The organism is Stenotrophomonas sp. STEN023 (assembly GCF_056760135.1).
In genome coordinates this window covers 94,288-111,461 of record NZ_JBRREF010000001.1, presented here as the reverse complement: position 1 = coordinate 111,461, position 17,174 = coordinate 94,288, and the positions used below count along the sequence as shown (strand labels likewise).

The following is a 17,174-nucleotide window of genomic DNA, read 5'->3' as shown; positions in this document are numbered from 1 at the left end:
AAGAATCTTCATGGGCGCAGTCCTTCCCCTGCTGGCGTTGCGCGCGTTCGTCGAGACCGGCCGCCACGGCAGTCTCAAGGCCGCTGCTGAGGTCATGGGTGTCAGCCCGGGTGCCATCAGCCAGCAGTTGAAGTTGTTGAGTGAGCGCACTGGGGTGACGCTGTTCGTGCGTAACCGCAATGGGGTCACGTTAAGTCCTGCTGGCGCGCAGGTGTATCCGTCGTTGCTGCGTGCCTTCGATTCCATCCAGCACAGCATGGCGATGCTGGAGGCCATCAATGGGCGGCAGACATTGACGGTCAGTGCCGTGCCGAGTTTCGCTGCGTCGTGGCTGGTGCCGCGATTGGGGCGATTTACCGAAGCACATCCGGATATCGAAGTACGCGTCGAAGCATCGTCGGTACTGGTCGACCTGCGTCGCGATCGCGTGGATGTTGCCATTCGTCATGGTCTGGGGGTCTACCCGGGCTTGGTGTCCCGGCACTTGGCATCACCGGTTCTGCTGCCAGTGGCCAGTCCGCGTTTGCTGGCAGATGGACCACGCATTCGAGCGCCGAAGGATTGCCTGAAGTATCCATTGCTGCAGGATTCGGATCGCAGCGACTGGCGTCTGTGGTTCAAGGCGTTGGGAGTGGCGGATGATCCGCGCATCGAGCGTGGCGCGGCATTCGATGATGACGTGCTGCTGATCCGCGCCGCGGAGGCAGGGCAGGGGATAGCCTTGGTGCGTGATGTGTATGTACAGGATGAAGTGGCTGGCGGGCGCCTTTCGGTCGCATTGGCGCGGCCCTGGCCTGCTGCATTTGCCTACTATGCGGTGACCTTGCCTGGCGCAGATGAGACGCCGGCAGTTGCATCGTTCCTGGCCTGGTTGCAGCGTGAGGCCCAAACTCAGGATGCTTCGCGTTGAGAGATTGCACCCAGCAAGTCCATGGCAGCAACCCGCTGCCGCGCGTCGCGCCGCCGCCGCCGCCGCCGATGCGCTGGCAACGCGTCTGGAAAAGTCCAGACGCGCTGCTCGCCGGTCACTGTTGGTAGTGCGAGTGCGGCTTAAGACTTCGCGGGCTTGCGCTTGCCGCCCCATGACTTGCTGACGATCATCCACTTGCCGTCGATCTTCAACAGCGCCAGGTAATCCACGCCGTCCCAGCCGGGGTAGTCCAGGGATACCTTTACCATTGCGATCTCGTCAGTGACGTCGAGGATCTCGTAGCTGCGGTGGCGCTGATCCTCATCGGCAGCGGGCCTGCCTGGAAACCCCGATGCCCATTCCTCGCCGCTGATCGTCCTCACTTTGCTGTCGGTTGTCGAATAGCCGGTAACCACGCCATCTTTGCGGAAAGCTTTATGTATCTCAGCGGCGTCGCCGGCTTCAAAGCCACGCATCAATTGCTGCATTACCTGGTCGACAGCAGGTCGATTTGCGTTCTGTGCCATGGCGGAGGTGGGGAGCAGGAGCAATGCTGCTGCAAAGAACGCTGATCGGATTGACATGTTCATGGGTGTCCTGGGTAGGTTGGATGAAGCGGCATCAGTGATGCGATAGGTTGCCGTTGCGGGGATCAATTGCTGGCCGCGTTGGTGGTGGCAGGCCGAGCCTGGGCGCGGAGCAGGTCAACCACGGCTTGTGCGAGCGGCGTCGCCGAGGCGTAGTTCTGGCCGGTCAGCACGCGCTGGTCGGCCTCGATGTAGGGTGCTTCACTGTCCACGGCGCGGAAGATCCCGCCGCGGGCCTGCACGGTCGCCCGGATCAGGAACGGGAATTGCTTGAAGTAGGCTGCATCGCGATCCTCATGTTCCTCCGGAAAACCGGTGATGCGCTTGCCTGCGAGCAGGCTCTGGCCATTGCCCAGCTTGAGGTTGACGATCCCTGCGGTGCCGTGACAGACCGCCGATACCACCCCGCCGTTGCGCTCGTAGACGTGCATGGCGATGGCCTGCAAGCGGCGATCCTCGGCCACGCCGTACATGGCATTGCTGCCACCGACGTAATAGACGGCGCGATAACGAGCAGGGTCGATCCGGTCCGGGGTGGCCGTATTGCGCAGGCCGTCCATGATGCGGGTGTCCTGCAGGCGGGGCTCCATGTCCTTGCTGACATAGCTGTCCAGGATCGGCACTGCGCCGCCGTCCGGGGAGACGAAGTCCATGGCGTAGCCGGCAGCGTTGAAGACATCCCAGGCGTTGACCACTTCGCCGAAGCTGACGCTGGCCGGCAGCGTCGAGCTGCCGTGGACCTTGCTGCTGGCGATGATGAACAGGATGCGGCCCTGGCTGGCATCGGTGCCGGCGGCCGTTGCGGATTTGCTGGTGGAGATGGCCACGGCGGTTGCTGTTGCCGATGCGCTGGCCGGTGCGGTGCTCAGAACGCCGCGTCCACTGGCGTGGGCGCTTGGAGAGGCCGCCGACCAGACGAACAGCAGCAGTATCAGCAGGGGGTGGATGAAGCGGGATATGGGCATCGGTGCTGACTCGTGGTGTGGAGTCAGCAGGCTAGGTTATCCCTTTCGGATCAATGTCTTGGGGCGTAATTCAGGAGTGCTGGAATCGATTCCCGGAGTCGCTTGCCGCCGCACGGAAGGCCGCAGGCGTGATGCCTTCATGTTTTTTGAAGGCACTGTGAAAGGTCGACATCGACTGGAAGCCGGCTTGTTCGGCGACCAGCTCCAGGGGCTTCGCCGGCCGCTGCAGGAGCAGCCCCTTGGCCTCGACCACCCGCAGTTGGGCCAGGTATTGTTTGAAGGAGGTCTGCTGGTTGTCGTTGAGCAGTTGCGACAAGCGGGTCTGCGGTATGCCCAGCCGGCGCGCGAGTCGCGGCAAGGTCAAGGCCGGATCGAGGTGCAGACGCTCCCTGCCCATCAGCTCGGCGAGCGCCTGCAGCTGCGGGGCGGCATCGGCATCGGATATCCGCCGATCCTGATAGGGCTCGATCGGTGCCTGGCCGGAGCGCAGGCGCAGATAGACGAGCACGCTGGCAGCCATGACGAAGGTGAAGGACAGCGCCCCGACAATGTAAGAGGTATAGCCGGAAGTGAAGTAAGCCGCCCAGATCAGCCAGACCCCGACCAGCGCGCCGAGCAGGAGCTTGCCCGATGGCGTCGTCATCACACCGCTGCGGTGGCGGTACAACTGCGCGCTGGCAAGCAGCAGGTAGCCAAGCCAGATGTAGTGGATGGCCGGGGTCAGGGTCCACCGCCACAGCTCGGGATGGCTGGGGTAGGGCAGGAACAGGTTGACTGCGGTGACTACCACCAGCAGTACGCCAACATGCCAACGGTCGACACCAGCCAGCCCGGCGCTGTTACGTTGTGCCGAGCGTAATAGAAAGTACAGGCAAGGCCCGATCAGGAAGCAGGCGGTCAGCCCGAGCTGCAGAACGACCCTGGGAATGTCCGGCCAGAAGTAGAAGGCGACCGACTTGCCGGTGCGCACACCGACCACCAGGATCAGCAGTGCCAGCCAGCGCTGGGTGGGCTCGCCCTTGGCCCGCCACCAAAGCAGGGTTGCCGCGATCAGGCCATTGAAGGCGCCGAGCATGGCGAAGAAAAACAGGAAGTGTTGGCTCAGCATCAGCGGAGTATTGAGAAAAAACCCATTCAGTCAAGTTACGCCTGCACTGCGGCGCGCGCTCCCAGCGCCGGTGCCTTGGATGGATCGTGCAGGAGGTGGGCGCTTTGACTGGCGTTTGGCGGTGGAGATCACGCCAACAGGCCTCAGCAGTCTCATTGAACCTTGACAAGGATTACTCCCACCGCAGCGCACCAGCACACCAGTACAAACCATGTCAGTACGGCATTGGCGGTGAGGCCGCGATGGCGTACCACCAGGCTGACCACCAACGCAGCCACCAGTGGTACGACGAACAGGCTGATGACCCAGAACCATGGATGGTCTTTCATCGAGGCTCTCTTGTGCTGGGTGCTGTGGAGTGGAGTTCATGCCTGCATGTCGAACAGCAAGCTGTACGACTCTTGGCGTGGGCCGCTGCCAGGCGCTGCGCAGACCTGGAAGAGGCCGCGCAGCGTCAACGGTCCTTGTGCCTTGCCGGCAAACTCCAGCAGAAGTCCGCGCGGAAGCTGGCGCTCAGGACTTCGGCATCATCGATTCCACCACCCGGTCGATGGTGAAGCTGGCAGACTTGGCCCTTGGTGGGAATTCCTTGAAGCTCTCCAACCATTTGACCAACAGCGGTGGGGCCGCGTACATCAGGAAGTTCTGCTGCAATAGCCATTCGTTGTACTTGATGCTCTCCTCGCCGCGCTCGAACGGGTCCGAGCGCAGGTCGAAGAACTTTGGAACCCGCATCTCGCGCAACGGCGTTCGCCAGACTTCAATTCCGGTGGCTACCTGTTCGAGGAACACCACTTTGTATCGCCCAATGCGCACAGCCATGCACTCACCATCATCGCTCCAGTAGATAAAGGCCTTGCGTGGCGATTCTGTTTCTTTCCCACGCAGGAACGGCAAGAGGTTCTCGCCGTCCATATGCACCTTGAACTGTTGCCCGTTCAGTGCATGCCCTTTCTTGAGGTTCTGGACCAGGTCAGCATCGCCATTGGCTGCTGCAAAGGTCGGGATGAAGTCCTGCAATGAGGCGATATCGTTGATGACGCGGCCCGGCTCAATCACCCCCGGCCATTTCCATACGCAGGGAATGCGCCACCCGCCTTCCCAGTTGGTGTCCTTTTCACCTCGGAACGGGGTGGCGCCACCGTCCGGCCAGGTCATCACTTCAGCACCGTTATCGGTGGTGAACACCACCATGGTGTTGTCGGCGATGCCCAGGTCATCGAGCTTTTTCAGCAGCTCGCCAACGTAGCCGTCCAGCTCGACCATGCCGTCCGGATACAGCCCCAACCCGGTCTTGCCATGTGATGCCGGCTTGAGATGGGTGAATACATGCATGCGGGTTGGGTTGACGTAGCAGAACCAGGGCGTGCCCGCACTATTGCTGCGGTCGATGAAATCCAGTGCCGCTCCTACGAATTCCTCGTCCACGGTCTCCATGCGTTTGCGGGTAAGCGGCCCGGTGTTTTCGATCACCTGCTTGCCGACCTTGCCAAACTGTTCGTCTACGGTTGCATCGTCCTTGTCCGTCGCCTTGCACTTGAGCACACCGCGTGGCCCGAAGCGCTTGCGAAACGCAGGGTCCTTCGGGTAGTTCTCGTACTCCGGCTCTTCCTCGGCATTCAGGTGGTAGAGATTGCCAAAGAACTCATCGAACCCATGCACGGTGGGCAGGTGCTCGTTGCGATCGCCGAGATGGTTCTTGCCGAACTGGCCGGTCGCATAGCCATAGCTCTTGAGCACGTTGGCGACAGAAGGATCATCCTTTCCCAGTCCCAACGTGGCGCCAGGCATGCCGACCTTGGTCAGGCCTGTGCGGATCGGCGACTGCCCGGTAATGAACGCTGCACGGCCGGCCGTACAGCTCTGCTGGCCGTAGAAGTCAGTGAACTTCGCACCCTCTTTGGCGATGCGGTCGATATTGGGAGTTCGGTAGCCCATGATGCCGTCGTTGTAGCAGCTGGCATTGAACCAGCCGATGTCGTCGGCCATGATGAAAAGGATGTTCGGCTTTTTGGCGTCCATGGTTTGGCTCCGGGTTTTAACTGAGAAGCCTACTGATCGCAGCACGCTGACGAACCCGAAAAAGCAGCAGGAACGCGGCAGTAAAACTACCTAGCTGCGCACCTATTTACTCATCGGTTGCAGCAACGAGCCGAATGTCAGGTACCAAGAGGACTGGCCCTGGTCGTTGTAGCCATATGCCAGGAACATCGGTCCGAGCGGTGTGTTGATTGCGGCGAAGAGGCTGCCGGCCAGGACCAGGTCGTCGCCGTCCACCGCAGCCCGGGTCTGCCAGACGTTGCCCGTCTCCACGCTGGCGCCGAGGTATAGCGGTAGTGAGAACAGACGGGTTGTATCGCCCGTGCGGCGGTAGACCACTGCACGCAGCAAGGCGCTCTGGTTACCGAACAGGGCGCGCTCGTCGTAGCCGGAGAGATTCAGGAAACCACCGAGAAAGCTCTGCGCTCGGAAGAAGTGATCGTCGTCCACTGCACTGCCCAGGTGTGCGCCCAGCAGCAGGTGATAGCGGCCCCAGGCATGTGCCCAGTCGCCGGTAATACGCAGCACGTCGCCGTCCACGTCAGCGCCAAACCCCTGCCGGTACACTTCGTAGTCGACATCCAGGCGCCAGCCGCGGGTTGGAAAGTTGATGCTGTCCAGCGAGTCCCAGGTGGCGCCCAGGGTCAGCGCTGCGAAATCCTGCTTGTCGCGCTGGAAATCCAGCGGATTGCCAATCAGCTCGTCGCTGCTGTCACGACCGCGTGCGATATCCGCGCTGATCCGAAAGGTGGGGGTCGGGGTGTAGCCAACGGTCAGGCCAAGTGCGCGGCGCTTGATCCGGTACTCGGCGATCTGCTGGTCGCCTGCCCACAGCGGCAGCGTCTCGGCTTCGGCCTGCAGGCTCGGTTGCAGGTAGAGATTGGAGGCTGCGCCCAGTGGCTGATGGAACTCCGAATGCAGGCCGCTTATATGCCCGGCGCGTAGAACGTTGAGCCATTCACCACCCCAGCGGTTGATGTCGGCAACCGTCAGCTCGGCCGAGATCATGTAGCTGTTGCGGCCGGCAAAATTGTCGCTGAGCTGGAAGCCAACCTTGCCGAACACCGACCAGGGCCGGTCGGTGGGGATGATCTGCAGGCCGCGTTCGCCGTCGCGTTCCATTACCCGGTAGTCCAGCTGCTGGAAGCGGTTGGAGCCATAGGCGACGCCCAGGTCCTGTTGCAGGCGTTCGACATCCAGCGGCTGCCCAACTTCGCGCTGCACGGCGCGCTGCAGGCGCTGTTGCGCGGCGACCGACTGGCTGGGGGCGATTTCCAGGAAGCTGACCAGACCGGGATCAAAGTCACGCTTGCGCTGTTGTGCGCGGTAGGCCATGTAGCGCTGAGGATCAACGGCGTGCTTGCGCAGCTGTGGCAATGCTGCCTCCGCGGCGGCTACGCCGGCGGCGATGGCTTCCTTGCCGCGGTCAAACTGTGCGGCGCTGATGTCGCCGAGCTCGGGGCGAACAAGCACGTCTTCCGGGCCAAGCGAGGCCAGCTGCCGCTGTGTTTTCTCGATCATCAGAGCGCCGATCATCTGGTCCATGATCGCCACCGGGTTGGTGAGAGAGGCTTCCGTGCGCAAGGGGGAGCCCACGTCGATCACGATCAGCTGGTGCGCGCCCATGTCACGGACGACATCGATCGGGACGTTGTCAACCATGCCGCCGTCAACCAGTAGATGTCCGTCCACGCGCAACGGGGCGAACGCACCAGGTACGGACATGCTGGAGCGGATCGCCAGTGCCAGATCGCCGCTTGCCATGACAATCCGTTGACCGGTGCCGATGTCGGCGGCAACGGCACGGAAAGGGATGGGCAAGGCAGCGAAGTCGTCCACATTCCAGGTGGAAAGGGTCAGGCGCCGTAGCAGCAGCAACAGCTTCTGTCCCTGTACCAGTCCACCGGGCATCACCACCTTGCCATCGCGGATGCCGAGCTCTAGATTCAACAGATAACGGAAGTCTGCATCTTTGCGCCGCATCGGTTGATCGCGGCGGGGGGCATCGTCGATGAACAGATCCGCCCAATCCAGGGTCTCGATCAGGGTTTGCAGTTCGTCGGTGGTATAGCCACTGGCATAGAGCCCGCCAACAATCGCGCCCATGCTGGTGCCGGCAATCTGACAGACCGGAATGTGTTCGCGCTCCATCACCTGCAGTACGCCGATATGCGCTGCCCCGCGCGCGCCACCGCCGCCAAGCACCAAGCCAACACACTGTGCTTGCGGATCCGGGGGAGGAGCGTAGGTTGCAGGCACAGAGGCAGTTTCAGCTGCCACCGCGCTGGACAGGCAGATCAGCAGCAGAATGCCCAGCAACCAACGCCATTCATGGCGCTGCAATATACCGCTGCGGGGAGCAGGCGAGCACTGGCGATGCTTGAGCGCAGGGTCGGGCATGGAAGGCTCCAACGCACACCGCTGCCGCAGCGCCAACGGTCGAAGTGCCATTGTGCGAGCCGGCATCAATGCAGGCAGCGGTAAATCTACTGGGCGGCGCTAGGTAGTTTCGCTGCTGGCGGAATCGACCACCGCTGGTCGACGGATGGGAAATATGATCGACAGCAGGGTGCCGCTGTCGCCCGCCCGTTGCAGGTGTGAGCTGCCACCCAGCAGGCGAGCGCGTTCCTCGATGCTGATCATGCCCAGTCCGCGACGGCTGCCGCGGCCTTCGAGGTCGATGCCGACCCCGTCGTCCTCGATCTCCAGCAACCCTTGGCCACTGCCGAAGTGCAGTCGCACCCAGGCGTTGTGCGCGTGCGCATGCTGGTTGACGTTGTGGATTGCCTCCTGGGTGATGCGGAACAGATTGAGCTTCTGCTGCTCGTCCAGCACTTGCTCATCATTGATGTCGCAGTGCACGCGGGTGCTGGCATGCCTGCAGGAACTGCCACACAGGCCACGCAGGGCACTGGACAGGCTGGTATAGCGCAACAGACTTGGGTGCAGGTCGTGCGATAGCCGGCGAACATCGCCGGACACCTCCAGTACCTGTTCCTGCAGACGCTCCATCTGCTCGCGGGCCACGGCCGGTGCCGCGCGCTTGAGCGAGCTGAGCTGGATGGAAATGGCAGCCAGAGACTGGTTTATATCGTCGTGCAGATCACGTGCGATGCGGGTTCGCTCTTCTTCCTGAACACGCAGCATCTGTGCCGTCATGTCAGCAAGCCGCGTGCTTGCCGCCTGCAGCGAGCTGCGAGCGCTTTGCCGCTGCTCCACCAGCACACTCAGCAGCAGCAGGGTGATGCCATCACCGAAGGCCCACAGTTGCACCGCCAGGGTGGTGCGCTCGCCATCACCCAAGGCCAGCGGCCCAAGGCCGTGGGTACTGATCGCCATGCATAGCACGGTCGAGCAGGACAAACCGAGGAATGCCCCGGCAGGTCCGAGTACCAGCAACAACCCCGCCATCAACAGGGTGGATGCCAACATCAGTACCGGTTCGGCCATCGGCGAGGCCCACGGCAGCATCCATGCAATCCACAAAAACAGCAGCGATGCCAATGCCAGGAATGCGTGCAGCGGCGGCAACAGCCGATTTGCGCGGCCCCGCCGATGCATGCGCACCAGGGCAATGAAGGTCGGCACGATCAACAGGTAGGGCAGCGCGTTGGCGAGCAGCAGGTTCTGCCAGGTGCCGGCAAAGTCGGGCAGCGGTGTGTTGCGCAGCACCAGCAAGGTCCAGCCGGTGCTGGTCAGCGGTAGCGCCAGCACCGCGATCACCCAGAATGTGGCAACCTGTGGAAAGTCGACCCTGACGACATCGAGCAGGCCGAACTGGCGTATCAACAAAGTGGCTGCAGTGACCAGTATCAACAGGCCAAGGATCAGCGCGCTGGTCTCCGCAGCGGTAGCGCCACGCAGTGCCAGCACGCCGACGCAGCCAAGCAGGGCCCCGGCAAAGCACGCCAGCCATTCCCGGTAGGGGCGCCATAGCAGCGCACACATCAACGCTGCGCCCGGTATCCACAACGCATGGCCACCGCGGCCTGAAATCCAAGGTTCCACCGAGACCAGCTGGGCGGTCGCAGCAATGGCTGCCATGCCGGCAAACCGGGTCGTGGCACGGTGTGACTCTATCTTTGACAACTGCACCCAAATGCTGCGCACGCCCATGCACGTAGCTCCATCTTCACATGGCGCCATCGCTGCATCGCACATGCTGTGCCGCCGCTGAAAGGGCAGGCCGCTACGCGAACGGCGATGGGAGCACTGATCCCGCCCCCGTTTCACCCTGCGTTATACGGCGCACGGATATGACCCGCTATCCACTTTCCGACAGGTGAGCGATGGACACCACGATTCTTGCGGTGCACGGCATGCACTACGGTTGCCTAGATATTGACGGCTTCAACCCTGATGCACTGCTGGGGGTGGTGAAGGACACAAGTTTTGAGCAGCGTCTGCTCGGCCCGGGCTATTTCAAAGCACGCGCGCAGCGTCTGGTGTTTCCAGCATTCAGTCTGGATCGCGGCACCTACACCCAGCAGGTGTTGGCCAAAGGCATGTTTTCCCCGGACATGATGGGCCTGGCATTGGCTACCCGTTGTGGTGAGCCGATGTGGCTCAACGGCCGCCGCGTCGAGGAAGGGCAGTTGATGATCTTCGCCGAAGACCGCGAGTTGGCAGTGCGGTCGGTGTCCCCCTTGTGGCAGTGGGCGGTCTTGCGTATTCCGCGCAGCAGCTTGCAGGCTGCGATTTTCTGTCGCCTCAGGCGTGAACTTGCGCTGCCCCAGCATGGTTGGAGGCTGTGTCCCCGCACTGCAGATCGCAACCTGAAGCTGAGGATGCGAGTGCAGCTTGCGTTGCACCGGGCATCACAATGGGGTCCTTCAACCCCGGTCGCCGAAGCAGACATGCTGGGCGAACTGCTACTGGATGCGTTCGTCACTGCGTTGGAGCGTGCGTCTGGTGCTGGCGAGGCTGTTGATACCATGGACCGCCTGCAACAGAAAGAGCGGTTCCTGCAGCGGGCCGAGGCGTACCTGGGCAGTCACGATGCCCAGCAGTTCAGCAGCCGCTCGTTGGAGTCGGCATTGTCGATGAGCGAGCGGCAGATGGAGCGCGTATTCCGCGACATCTACGGAATGACGCCCAAGCGCTGGTATCAAGTGGCACGCTTGAACCAGGCACGCAAGCTACTGCTGGATGAGCCCAGCGCTCGTGTAACCGAGATTGCACTTCGCTCGGGCTTCTCGCACCTGGGGCGTTTCGCCAGCGAGTACCGAGATCTGTTCGGCGAGCGTCCCAGTGATACGCACACGGCAGGCAATAAAACAAAAAAATCACACTGAGTGCACGCCCGCCTAATACCATGCGGCCTACATAAGAGGGCTTGCGCTGACTGCGTGGCGCTTTCCGGTTATCGCTTTCGCTATCTGGTGGAGGTGCAGGAATGGAAACACGCTCTATGCAAGATGCGGTGCCGGGCCTGCGGGTGTTGGTCGCCGATGATCACGCGATGGTGGGCGAGGGGGTCGTCCGCCTGTTGCGCGACCGATTCACTGAAGTACGCCTGGTCCTGTCCGGCCAGGCACTGCTGCGCGCAGTGCGAGCGGGCGGTGTGGACATCGTGGTCACCGATATCAGCATGGATGACATGACCGGCATTGATGCGATGCGTCAGCTGCGCGCTGAGGGTGACAGCACTCCCTTCGTGTTCCTGACCATGCACCATAGCTGCGCCATCGTTGCCGAGGCGCTGCGTACCGGCGCAGGTGGTTACGTGCTGAAGACAGCAGCGGGCGATGAGCTGTTGCATGCCATGGACGAAGTGTTGGCTGGACGGGTGTATCTGGCCTCTGGGCTGGCGGCGATGGCACTGACCTCGGCCGGGCGCGTTGACCGCTTCACGCTCACCGACAAACAGCGGCGTATTCTTGACTGGGTTGCGCAGGGCTTGCGCTCCAAGCAGATCGCCTACGAGCTCGGGGTGTCGGTGCGAACTGTGGAATCGCACAAGTACGCGATCATGCAGCAGATGGGGGTGCACGGAACGCTGGAGTTGGTGCGAAGGGCGCATCAGCTTGGTTTGATCAAGGCCTTCCGCGACGAGGGACAGCAACTGGCCTGATAGAAGCAAGTAGTTTTACTTGCAGCCGGCTGGTTGTTTTCCTGTGGCGGCAAGGTCGAGCGCAGGCCAACATCGCACCGACGACGGTTACGTCGGTGAAAACAATGAAGCCGATTCGGGTACTGCTGGCAGAAGACAGCATGGCGGTAGCCCGGCCGCTGCAGATGCTGCTAGCCACTGAATTCGATGTGGTTGGCTGGGTCGAGGACGGGCACTCCCTGCTGTCGATGGCACGCGATATGCGGCCAAAGGTGGTGGTCACGGATATCACCATGCCTGGTTTGGATGGGCTGGCGGCGGCTGAGCAGCTGCTTGCCGAAGGCGTGGTCGAGTATGTTGTCTTCATCACCATGCACGATGATCCAGCACTGGTGCAGCGTGCGATGGTGCACCCGCATTGCGGCTATGTGTTGAAAGCCGATGCGGGCGAAGAGCTGCTGTTTGGCATGCGCGAAGTGCTTGCAGGAAGGCCGTTCATGTCCGCATCGATCAGCAAGCGCATGGATGCCGAGCACGCGGATCATCAGTCCTGACGCTGTCTGCTGCTGGCCTCAGAACAGGATCGAGGCGAGCTTGCGCACCAGGCTGTCAACCGACATGGCGAAGAACACCAGCGGCAGCAAGGGGACCGCTGCGGTCAGCAGCATCCACAGTACGTTGCCGCGGCAGATCGGTATCAGCGACATATTGGCAAGGCTGGCATACACACTGCCGAAGTCGGCCAGGGCCGATGGCTGCGGGCTATCCACCAGGCGCGGTGTCTCCTCCTCTGGCCGCCCGCGCTTCCAATACAGGTCGAAGCTGCGGATTGCGCGGTGGCCCAATGCACTGTACTTGAGCAACGCATGACGCTTGGCGCGGATCAACGCGGGCGACAGCAAGGCCAGCGGCGCGAGAAACACGACAGTCGAACCAATGATGTAGGCGGCCAGCAGATAGCGGACATCGGTGAGTGTCTGTCCGGCGTAGACAAAGTGATTGATGCAGCTGCCTGACAGCACAATGCCGCCAGCCAGCGACAGTGCGGAGAAACGTTGCTGCGCGAATCCAAGGAAACCAAGCCCGCCGGCGCCATCTGGATGCGGTGGGCGCAGGTCAAGGTCCAACCGGGTCAATCGCCACAGCAGGACAGTCCAGATCAGGAAGCGCCAGATCCACATCAGGCCTACCAGACGAAACAGCGGCATTGATACCCACCACGCCCACCACGCGGCGGCCGATGCGCTGCCATCGGCGCTGTTGTGCCAGCCGCTGATCTGATGCAGCTCGGTGACGATTGGTGCGCTCAGAAAGGCAGGTATCAGCGCTACCAGCAGGCACATCCATTCCGGGATGTGCGAATCGCGCAAGGCACGTGCGCGAGTGACCAGGGCATCGAAGGCCTCACGCTGGCTGTGCGGGATCAAACCGGCACGGTTCAGTTGGCGCACGGCGCTGCGTAGCAGACGATCCGCAGGCGCGGCCGCAAGCACAAGCAAGGGCAGTGCCAAGGCGAAACGTGCATAGACCGAAGCGTCGGCACTCAACGGCATTGTTACCTTGCCAGGTAGCAAGGTTCCTTCGGAGGCAGAGATAAGCGCCAAGGGCAAGCAAGCGAGCAGAACCAGCAGCGTCGCCAGCAGCGGTGGCAGCGAGTGCCTGCCGCGAAGCAGGCCGAGCCGATGCATGGTCCGGTACACCAACCCGCCACGCATCAGCGACAAGTCGTCGGAAGTCATCGTATGCGGCCTCTTCGCGACGGTCTGACGCGGTGCAGCCAGCTTAGTGACCGGGCGGTGGGCAACCAGCAGTAAAAATACTGAACCACCATCAGTAGTAATCGTGATTGTCTGCATTGCCTGCCGCGACCATGCTGCCCACTCAGCCAGAGGAGTGTTACCCGTGGATGGCTTCCTGGATTACCTGCATCGGTTTGCCAGCGACATGTTCGAAAGAACCGATGGGCCGATGACCTTCCGGTTCTACCTGCAGCCAACGATGGCGTTCCTCACTGCGCTTTTCGACGGGATCAAGGATGCAAAGCTCGGCCGCTCACCTTACATGATGGGGTTGATGGCAGCGCCGCACGACGAGCGCATGCAGTCTTTCCGCGAGGGCGTGACCGCGGTTACACGGGTGTTGCTGCTCGGCGTGGCAATGGATGTGATCTACCAGTTCAAGGTATTTGGCGCCTTCAAGTACCCGTTGGAGACCTTTGCCATCTCGATATTGCTGGCCTTCATTCCCTACCTGCTGCTGCGTGGGCCGATCGCCCGCATCGCCAAATGGTGGAACCTACGCAACGCTGGCGGGCGTCACTCATGAAGCATAGGAACAAAGCTGTCGTACATGCTGACGCACACGCGCGGCCAGACCGCAATGTGTCCCAGCCTATCCCACCGATTCCGGATGTTAGCCGGGACAATAGCGACGAAGCATCGGTAGCTTACTCGGCATACCGCACGGGCCTTTCCAATCACCGGACCGGGCTATCTGAGCATCGCACCGACCTGTCCGAGTATCGGACGGATCTGTCCAGCGATCGCAGCGAGATGTCGATGCGTCGTACGGGAATGTCCTTCCAGCGTACCCGCATGAGTGCTGACCGGACGCTGATGTCGATCATGCGCACGGCGTTGTCGTTGATCAGCTTCGGCTTCACGATCTTCCAGGTCTTCAGCAAACTTATTCACGACACGGACCTACGCTTGGCGTCCAATGCGCCGCGTAATTTCGGTGTGGCAATGGTCGCGCTGGGCATCCTGGCGCTGACGCTTGGAGTTGTCTATCACTTGAACTTCATGAGAGCGCTGCGGCAGGAGCGCAACCAGATGGTGCAGCAAGGTCTGTTGCATGGTGAGAGCCCGTATCCGATATCTGCGACTTTGATCACCGCAGGCCTGCTATGGCTGCTCGGATTGTTTGCGATTGTCAGCATGGTCTTCAACGTGGCGCCGTTTGCCTGAGTGAAGCTCGTCATCCTGCTGGCTGCTGTGCCACTGCTCGGTTTGATTGGTGCTGGCCGCGGTGTAGTCGACAGATCAGCACATGGTTAGAGCAGGATTCCTCCACGCCATCGAACGAATGGCAACACTTCTGCAGGGAGAGCCTGGATGTGCCAAGCAAGTGAAGTTCCTGTAGCGATAGCTGGCGGTGTATTCGTCATGGGTTCGGACGATCACTATCCAGAGGAACGTCCTGCCCACAAGGTGCGGGTGGCGCCGTTCCGCATTGATGTCAGCCCGGTCACCAACTACCAGTTCAGGCAGTTTGTCGAGGCAACCGGGCACGTGACCTTGGCCGAACGGCCTGCCAATCCGGAGGACTATCCGGGTGCGGACCCGGCGATGCTGGTGCCGTCATCGGTGGTGTTCGTGCCGCCGCCAGGGCCGGTGGATCATTCAAACCACTATCAGTGGTGGCAGTACATCGCGGGCGCTGACTGGCGCCACCCGCGTGGTCCTGGCAGCTCCATTGCAGGCCTGGACCTGCATCCTGTAGTGCAGGTTGCGCACGAAGACGCAGCGGCATACGCCGCCTGGGCCGGCAAGCATCTGCCCAGCGAGGCTGAGTGGGAGTTTGCCGCACGCGGTGGGCGGGCCGATAGCGAATTCGCCTGGGGCGATGAGCTGGTTCCGGACGGAAGGTTCATGGCCAATACCTTCCAGGGGGAGTTTCCTTGGCGCAACGACAAGCACGACGGCTACGAGTGGACATCGCCGGTAGGCGCATACCCGGCTAACGGCTACGGCTTGCTGGACATGATTGGAAACGTCTGGGAGTGGACCGACGACTGGTACGGCTCCCGCCACGAACTGCAGGGAAAGCCCTGCTGCGCCATCGACAATCCGCGCGGCGGCAAGCAAGAGCACAGCCATGACCCGCACGGTGCCATTGCCATACCGCGCAGGGTTACCAAAGGTGGCTCGCATCTCTGTGCGCCCAGTTACTGCAGGCGCTATCGGCCTGCAGCACGGATGGCGCAATGCATCGACACGGCGACGTCGCACCTCGGATTCAGGTGCGTGGTGCGCGGCTAACTGCTGACGCAACTGCCTCCACCCCAAGCATCGGGGTTGACGTAATGACGTGACGGTTGCTGGCGAACGCAGCGAATGTGAGCCTCGTAAACGGAGCAAAACGCATGAATACGAACAAACGATTTGGCATCATTGCCGCCGCCGCGCTGCTGCTGTCGGCGCTGCCTGCGACCTTGCAGGCTGCCAAGCCAGCAGATGCACCTGCCTCGGCCCAGAGCCCGGCGGTGGATGCCGATGCCATAGCCGCGCTGGAACGAATGGGCGCCGCATTGCGGGCACTGAAGCAGTTCACGCTTGCATCAGACGCCAGTACCGAAGTAGTGCTCGACAACGGCCAGAAGATCGAACTGGATAGCCAGCTCAAGTACCAGGTGCAGCCGCCCAGGCATCTGTTCGTGGATATCGAAAGTGCGCGTGCCCATCGCCAGCTCTTCTACGATGGCAACACGATGACGCTGTATTCGCCGCGCTTGAAATACTACGCCAGCGTCGATGGAGTGAACGCGACCCTGGGTGAGCTCGCCGGAAAACTGTGGAACAACTACGGCATCGATCTGCCTTTGGCTGACTTGTTTCAATGGGGGAACGCCGCAGCGCCGCGCCCCACGCTCATATCGGCAAACCACATAGGCGCTGGGAGCGTGGATGGCACGCCGGTCGAGCAATACGCTTTCCAGCAAACGGATGTGGATTGGCAGCTGTGGATCGGCAAAAGCGACAACCTGCCGCGAAAGATCGTGATCATCAGCCAGGATGATCCCGCACAACCGGCGTACACGGCGCGCTTGAAATGGGATGTCCGTGCTCCCATCGCGTCCACAGCGTACACATTCACGCCGCCGAAGGACGCTGCGCGTATTGGCATCCTCGTTGTCGATGCGGTTGCCATGCAGCCAGAGGAGAAATGAGTATGCGTGCACCTATCGAATGGCGATTCTCCATCCCTGCTGCGAGCGCACTGCTGCTGGCCTTCGCAGTTGGCGCAGCGGTGGAAGCGCAGGCGGCGCGTGGCGGTGGCGCCGCAGGCCACCGGGGCGGAGCCCGCGCGACCGCGCGAACCAGCGTCAACCGGCCGGCGACCAGCCCTGCGCACAACAGGCAGGCCGGTGGCCAGGCGCCGCGGCACGACATCAACCGTGGTGGCGGTACCAACAACAACGCCAACATGAATCACAACCGCAACGTGAACCGCGATATCAACCGCAACGTCAATGTCGACGTTGACGTGCATGACGATCATCACGATCACTGGGACGATTGGGACGACCATCCGTTCGCGACGGCAGCGGCGGTTACTGCTGGTGTTGCCGTCACCTCGGCGGTGATCGGCTCCATTGTCACTTCGCTGCAGCCCAACTGCGTCACCACCGTCATCAACGGCATCGCCTACCAGCAATGCGGCAGCACCTGGTACCAGCCGCAGTACGCCGGAACCAATGTGCAGTACATCGTCGTCAATCCACCACGCTGAT

Annotated in this window: 17 protein-coding genes; 9 read left to right on the top strand and 8 right to left on the bottom strand. The window is 61.8% G+C overall.

Features of this window, described 5'->3' with window-relative positions; all coding sequences use genetic code 11:
- Window positions 1-10: 10 nt before the first annotated feature.
- Window positions 11-910 (top strand): LysR substrate-binding domain-containing protein, encoded by a 900-nt coding sequence (locus tag ACVOLV_RS00495; protein ID WP_481552671.1) that lies wholly within the window; start codon window positions 11-13, stop codon window positions 908-910.
- 140 nt (window positions 911-1,050) lie between these two features.
- On the opposite strand, the gene ACVOLV_RS00490 is transcribed toward ACVOLV_RS00495, so the two are convergent.
- The 7 genes from ACVOLV_RS00490 to ACVOLV_RS00460 all read right to left on the bottom strand — a co-directional run bounded on the left by ACVOLV_RS00490 (window position 1,051) and on the right by ACVOLV_RS00460 (window position 9,654).
- Window positions 1,051-1,500: a nuclear transport factor 2 family protein gene (locus ACVOLV_RS00490; protein WP_481552670.1), complete on the bottom strand. Its 450-nt coding sequence runs from the start codon at window positions 1,498-1,500 to the stop codon at window positions 1,051-1,053.
- A 62-nt stretch (window positions 1,501-1,562) separates the two neighbouring features.
- A complete protein-coding gene (locus ACVOLV_RS00485; protein ID WP_481552669.1) occupies window positions 1,563-2,462 on the bottom strand; it encodes a type 1 glutamine amidotransferase domain-containing protein in 900 nt (299 codons plus the stop codon).
- Window positions 2,463-2,532: 70 nt separating this feature from the next.
- Entirely contained in the window at window positions 2,533-3,570 is a 1,038-nt protein-coding gene (locus tag ACVOLV_RS00480; protein WP_481552668.1) for an AraC family transcriptional regulator, read from the bottom strand.
- A gap of 152 nt (window positions 3,571-3,722) precedes the next feature.
- A complete protein-coding gene (locus ACVOLV_RS00475; RefSeq protein WP_481552667.1) occupies window positions 3,723-3,899 on the bottom strand; it encodes a hypothetical protein in 177 nt (58 codons plus the stop codon).
- Between the two features lie 184 nt (window positions 3,900-4,083).
- Window positions 4,084-5,592 carry an arylsulfatase gene (locus ACVOLV_RS00470; protein ID WP_481552666.1) on the bottom strand — a complete coding sequence of 503 codons (1,509 nt, stop codon included), beginning with the start codon at window positions 5,590-5,592 and terminating at the stop codon, window positions 4,084-4,086.
- A gap of 102 nt (window positions 5,593-5,694) precedes the next feature.
- Window positions 5,695-8,010, bottom strand: a complete 2,316-nt coding sequence (locus ACVOLV_RS00465) for a patatin-like phospholipase family protein (RefSeq protein ID WP_481552665.1) — start codon at window positions 8,008-8,010, stop codon at window positions 5,695-5,697.
- Window positions 8,011-8,109: 99 nt separating this feature from the next.
- Window positions 8,110-9,654 carry a sensor histidine kinase gene (locus tag ACVOLV_RS00460; protein WP_481552664.1) on the bottom strand — a complete coding sequence of 515 codons (1,545 nt, stop codon included), beginning with the start codon at window positions 9,652-9,654 and terminating at the stop codon, window positions 8,110-8,112.
- Between the two features lie 245 nt (window positions 9,655-9,899).
- Here ACVOLV_RS00460 and ACVOLV_RS00455 point away from each other — a divergent pair, with 245 nt between their 5' ends.
- The 3 genes from ACVOLV_RS00455 (at window position 9,900) to ACVOLV_RS00445 (ending at window position 12,216) form a co-directional block, all read left to right on the top strand.
- A complete protein-coding gene (locus ACVOLV_RS00455) occupies window positions 9,900-10,904 on the top strand; it encodes an AraC family transcriptional regulator (RefSeq protein WP_481552663.1) in 1,005 nt (334 codons plus the stop codon).
- 101 nt (window positions 10,905-11,005) lie between these two features.
- Window positions 11,006-11,683: a response regulator transcription factor gene (locus ACVOLV_RS00450; RefSeq protein ID WP_481552662.1), complete on the top strand. Its 678-nt coding sequence runs from the start codon at window positions 11,006-11,008 to the stop codon at window positions 11,681-11,683.
- 104 nt (window positions 11,684-11,787) lie between these two features.
- The gene (locus tag ACVOLV_RS00445) at window positions 11,788-12,216 is read left to right on the top strand and encodes a response regulator (RefSeq protein ID WP_481552661.1); all 429 of its coding nucleotides are present in this window, start codon (window positions 11,788-11,790) and stop codon (window positions 12,214-12,216) included.
- 18 nt (window positions 12,217-12,234) lie between these two features.
- Here the strand turns inward: ACVOLV_RS00445 and ACVOLV_RS00440 are convergent, their stop codons facing one another.
- Window positions 12,235-13,401, bottom strand: coding sequence for a hypothetical protein (locus tag ACVOLV_RS00440; protein WP_481552660.1), 1,167 nt, complete (start codon window positions 13,399-13,401; stop codon window positions 12,235-12,237).
- A 163-nt stretch (window positions 13,402-13,564) separates the two neighbouring features.
- Between ACVOLV_RS00440 and ACVOLV_RS00435 the strand changes: the two genes are divergently transcribed.
- The 5 genes from ACVOLV_RS00435 to ACVOLV_RS00415 all read left to right on the top strand — a co-directional run bounded on the left by ACVOLV_RS00435 (window position 13,565) and on the right by ACVOLV_RS00415 (window position 17,173).
- Window positions 13,565-13,987 (top strand): hypothetical protein, encoded by a 423-nt coding sequence (locus ACVOLV_RS00435; protein WP_481552659.1) that lies wholly within the window; start codon window positions 13,565-13,567, stop codon window positions 13,985-13,987.
- Between the two features lie 56 nt (window positions 13,988-14,043).
- A complete protein-coding gene (locus ACVOLV_RS00430) occupies window positions 14,044-14,628 on the top strand; it encodes a YidH family protein (protein ID WP_481552658.1) in 585 nt (194 codons plus the stop codon).
- 147 nt (window positions 14,629-14,775) lie between these two features.
- On the top strand, window positions 14,776-15,702 hold the full coding sequence (locus ACVOLV_RS00425; protein WP_481552657.1) for a formylglycine-generating enzyme family protein: 927 nt from the start codon (window positions 14,776-14,778) through the stop codon (window positions 15,700-15,702).
- 77 nt (window positions 15,703-15,779) lie between these two features.
- Window positions 15,780-16,610, top strand: coding sequence for a DUF2092 domain-containing protein (locus tag ACVOLV_RS00420; protein WP_481552656.1), 831 nt, complete (start codon window positions 15,780-15,782; stop codon window positions 16,608-16,610).
- Window positions 16,611-16,612: 2 nt separating this feature from the next.
- Window positions 16,613-17,173 (top strand): hypothetical protein, encoded by a 561-nt coding sequence (locus ACVOLV_RS00415; protein WP_481552655.1) that lies wholly within the window; start codon window positions 16,613-16,615, stop codon window positions 17,171-17,173.
- Window position 17,174: the final 1 nt, after the last annotated feature.

Excerpts from the sequence above, each read along its gene's own strand:
- ACVOLV_RS00445 (WP_481552661.1), top strand. The coding sequence starts at position 11,788 with ATGAAGCCGATTCGGGTACTGCTGGCAGAAGACAGCATGGCGGTAGCC.
- ACVOLV_RS00415 (WP_481552655.1), top strand. The coding sequence starts at position 16,613 with ATGCGTGCACCTATCGAATGGCGATTCTCCATCCCTGCTGCGAGCGCA.
- ACVOLV_RS00475 (WP_481552667.1), bottom strand. The coding sequence starts at position 3,899 with ATGAAAGACCATCCATGGTTCTGGGTCATCAGCCTGTTCGTCGTACCA.
- ACVOLV_RS00425 (WP_481552657.1), top strand. The coding sequence starts at position 14,776 with ATGTGCCAAGCAAGTGAAGTTCCTGTAGCGATAGCTGGCGGTGTATTC.
- ACVOLV_RS00440 (WP_481552660.1), bottom strand. The coding sequence starts at position 13,401 with ATGACTTCCGACGACTTGTCGCTGATGCGTGGCGGGTTGGTGTACCGG.
- ACVOLV_RS00465 (WP_481552665.1), bottom strand. The coding sequence starts at position 8,010 with ATGCCCGACCCTGCGCTCAAGCATCGCCAGTGCTCGCCTGCTCCCCGC.
- ACVOLV_RS00470 (WP_481552666.1), bottom strand. The coding sequence starts at position 5,592 with ATGGACGCCAAAAAGCCGAACATCCTTTTCATCATGGCCGACGACATC.
- ACVOLV_RS00495 (WP_481552671.1), top strand. The coding sequence starts at position 11 with ATGGGCGCAGTCCTTCCCCTGCTGGCGTTGCGCGCGTTCGTCGAGACC.
- ACVOLV_RS00450 (WP_481552662.1), top strand. The coding sequence starts at position 11,006 with ATGGAAACACGCTCTATGCAAGATGCGGTGCCGGGCCTGCGGGTGTTG.
- ACVOLV_RS00480 (WP_481552668.1), bottom strand. The coding sequence starts at position 3,570 with ATGCTGAGCCAACACTTCCTGTTTTTCTTCGCCATGCTCGGCGCCTTC.
- ACVOLV_RS00455 (WP_481552663.1), top strand. The coding sequence starts at position 9,900 with ATGGACACCACGATTCTTGCGGTGCACGGCATGCACTACGGTTGCCTA.
- ACVOLV_RS00485 (WP_481552669.1), bottom strand. The coding sequence starts at position 2,462 with ATGCCCATATCCCGCTTCATCCACCCCCTGCTGATACTGCTGCTGTTC.
- ACVOLV_RS00490 (WP_481552670.1), bottom strand. The coding sequence starts at position 1,500 with ATGAACATGTCAATCCGATCAGCGTTCTTTGCAGCAGCATTGCTCCTG.
- ACVOLV_RS00460 (WP_481552664.1), bottom strand. The coding sequence starts at position 9,654 with ATGGCAGCCATTGCTGCGACCGCCCAGCTGGTCTCGGTGGAACCTTGG.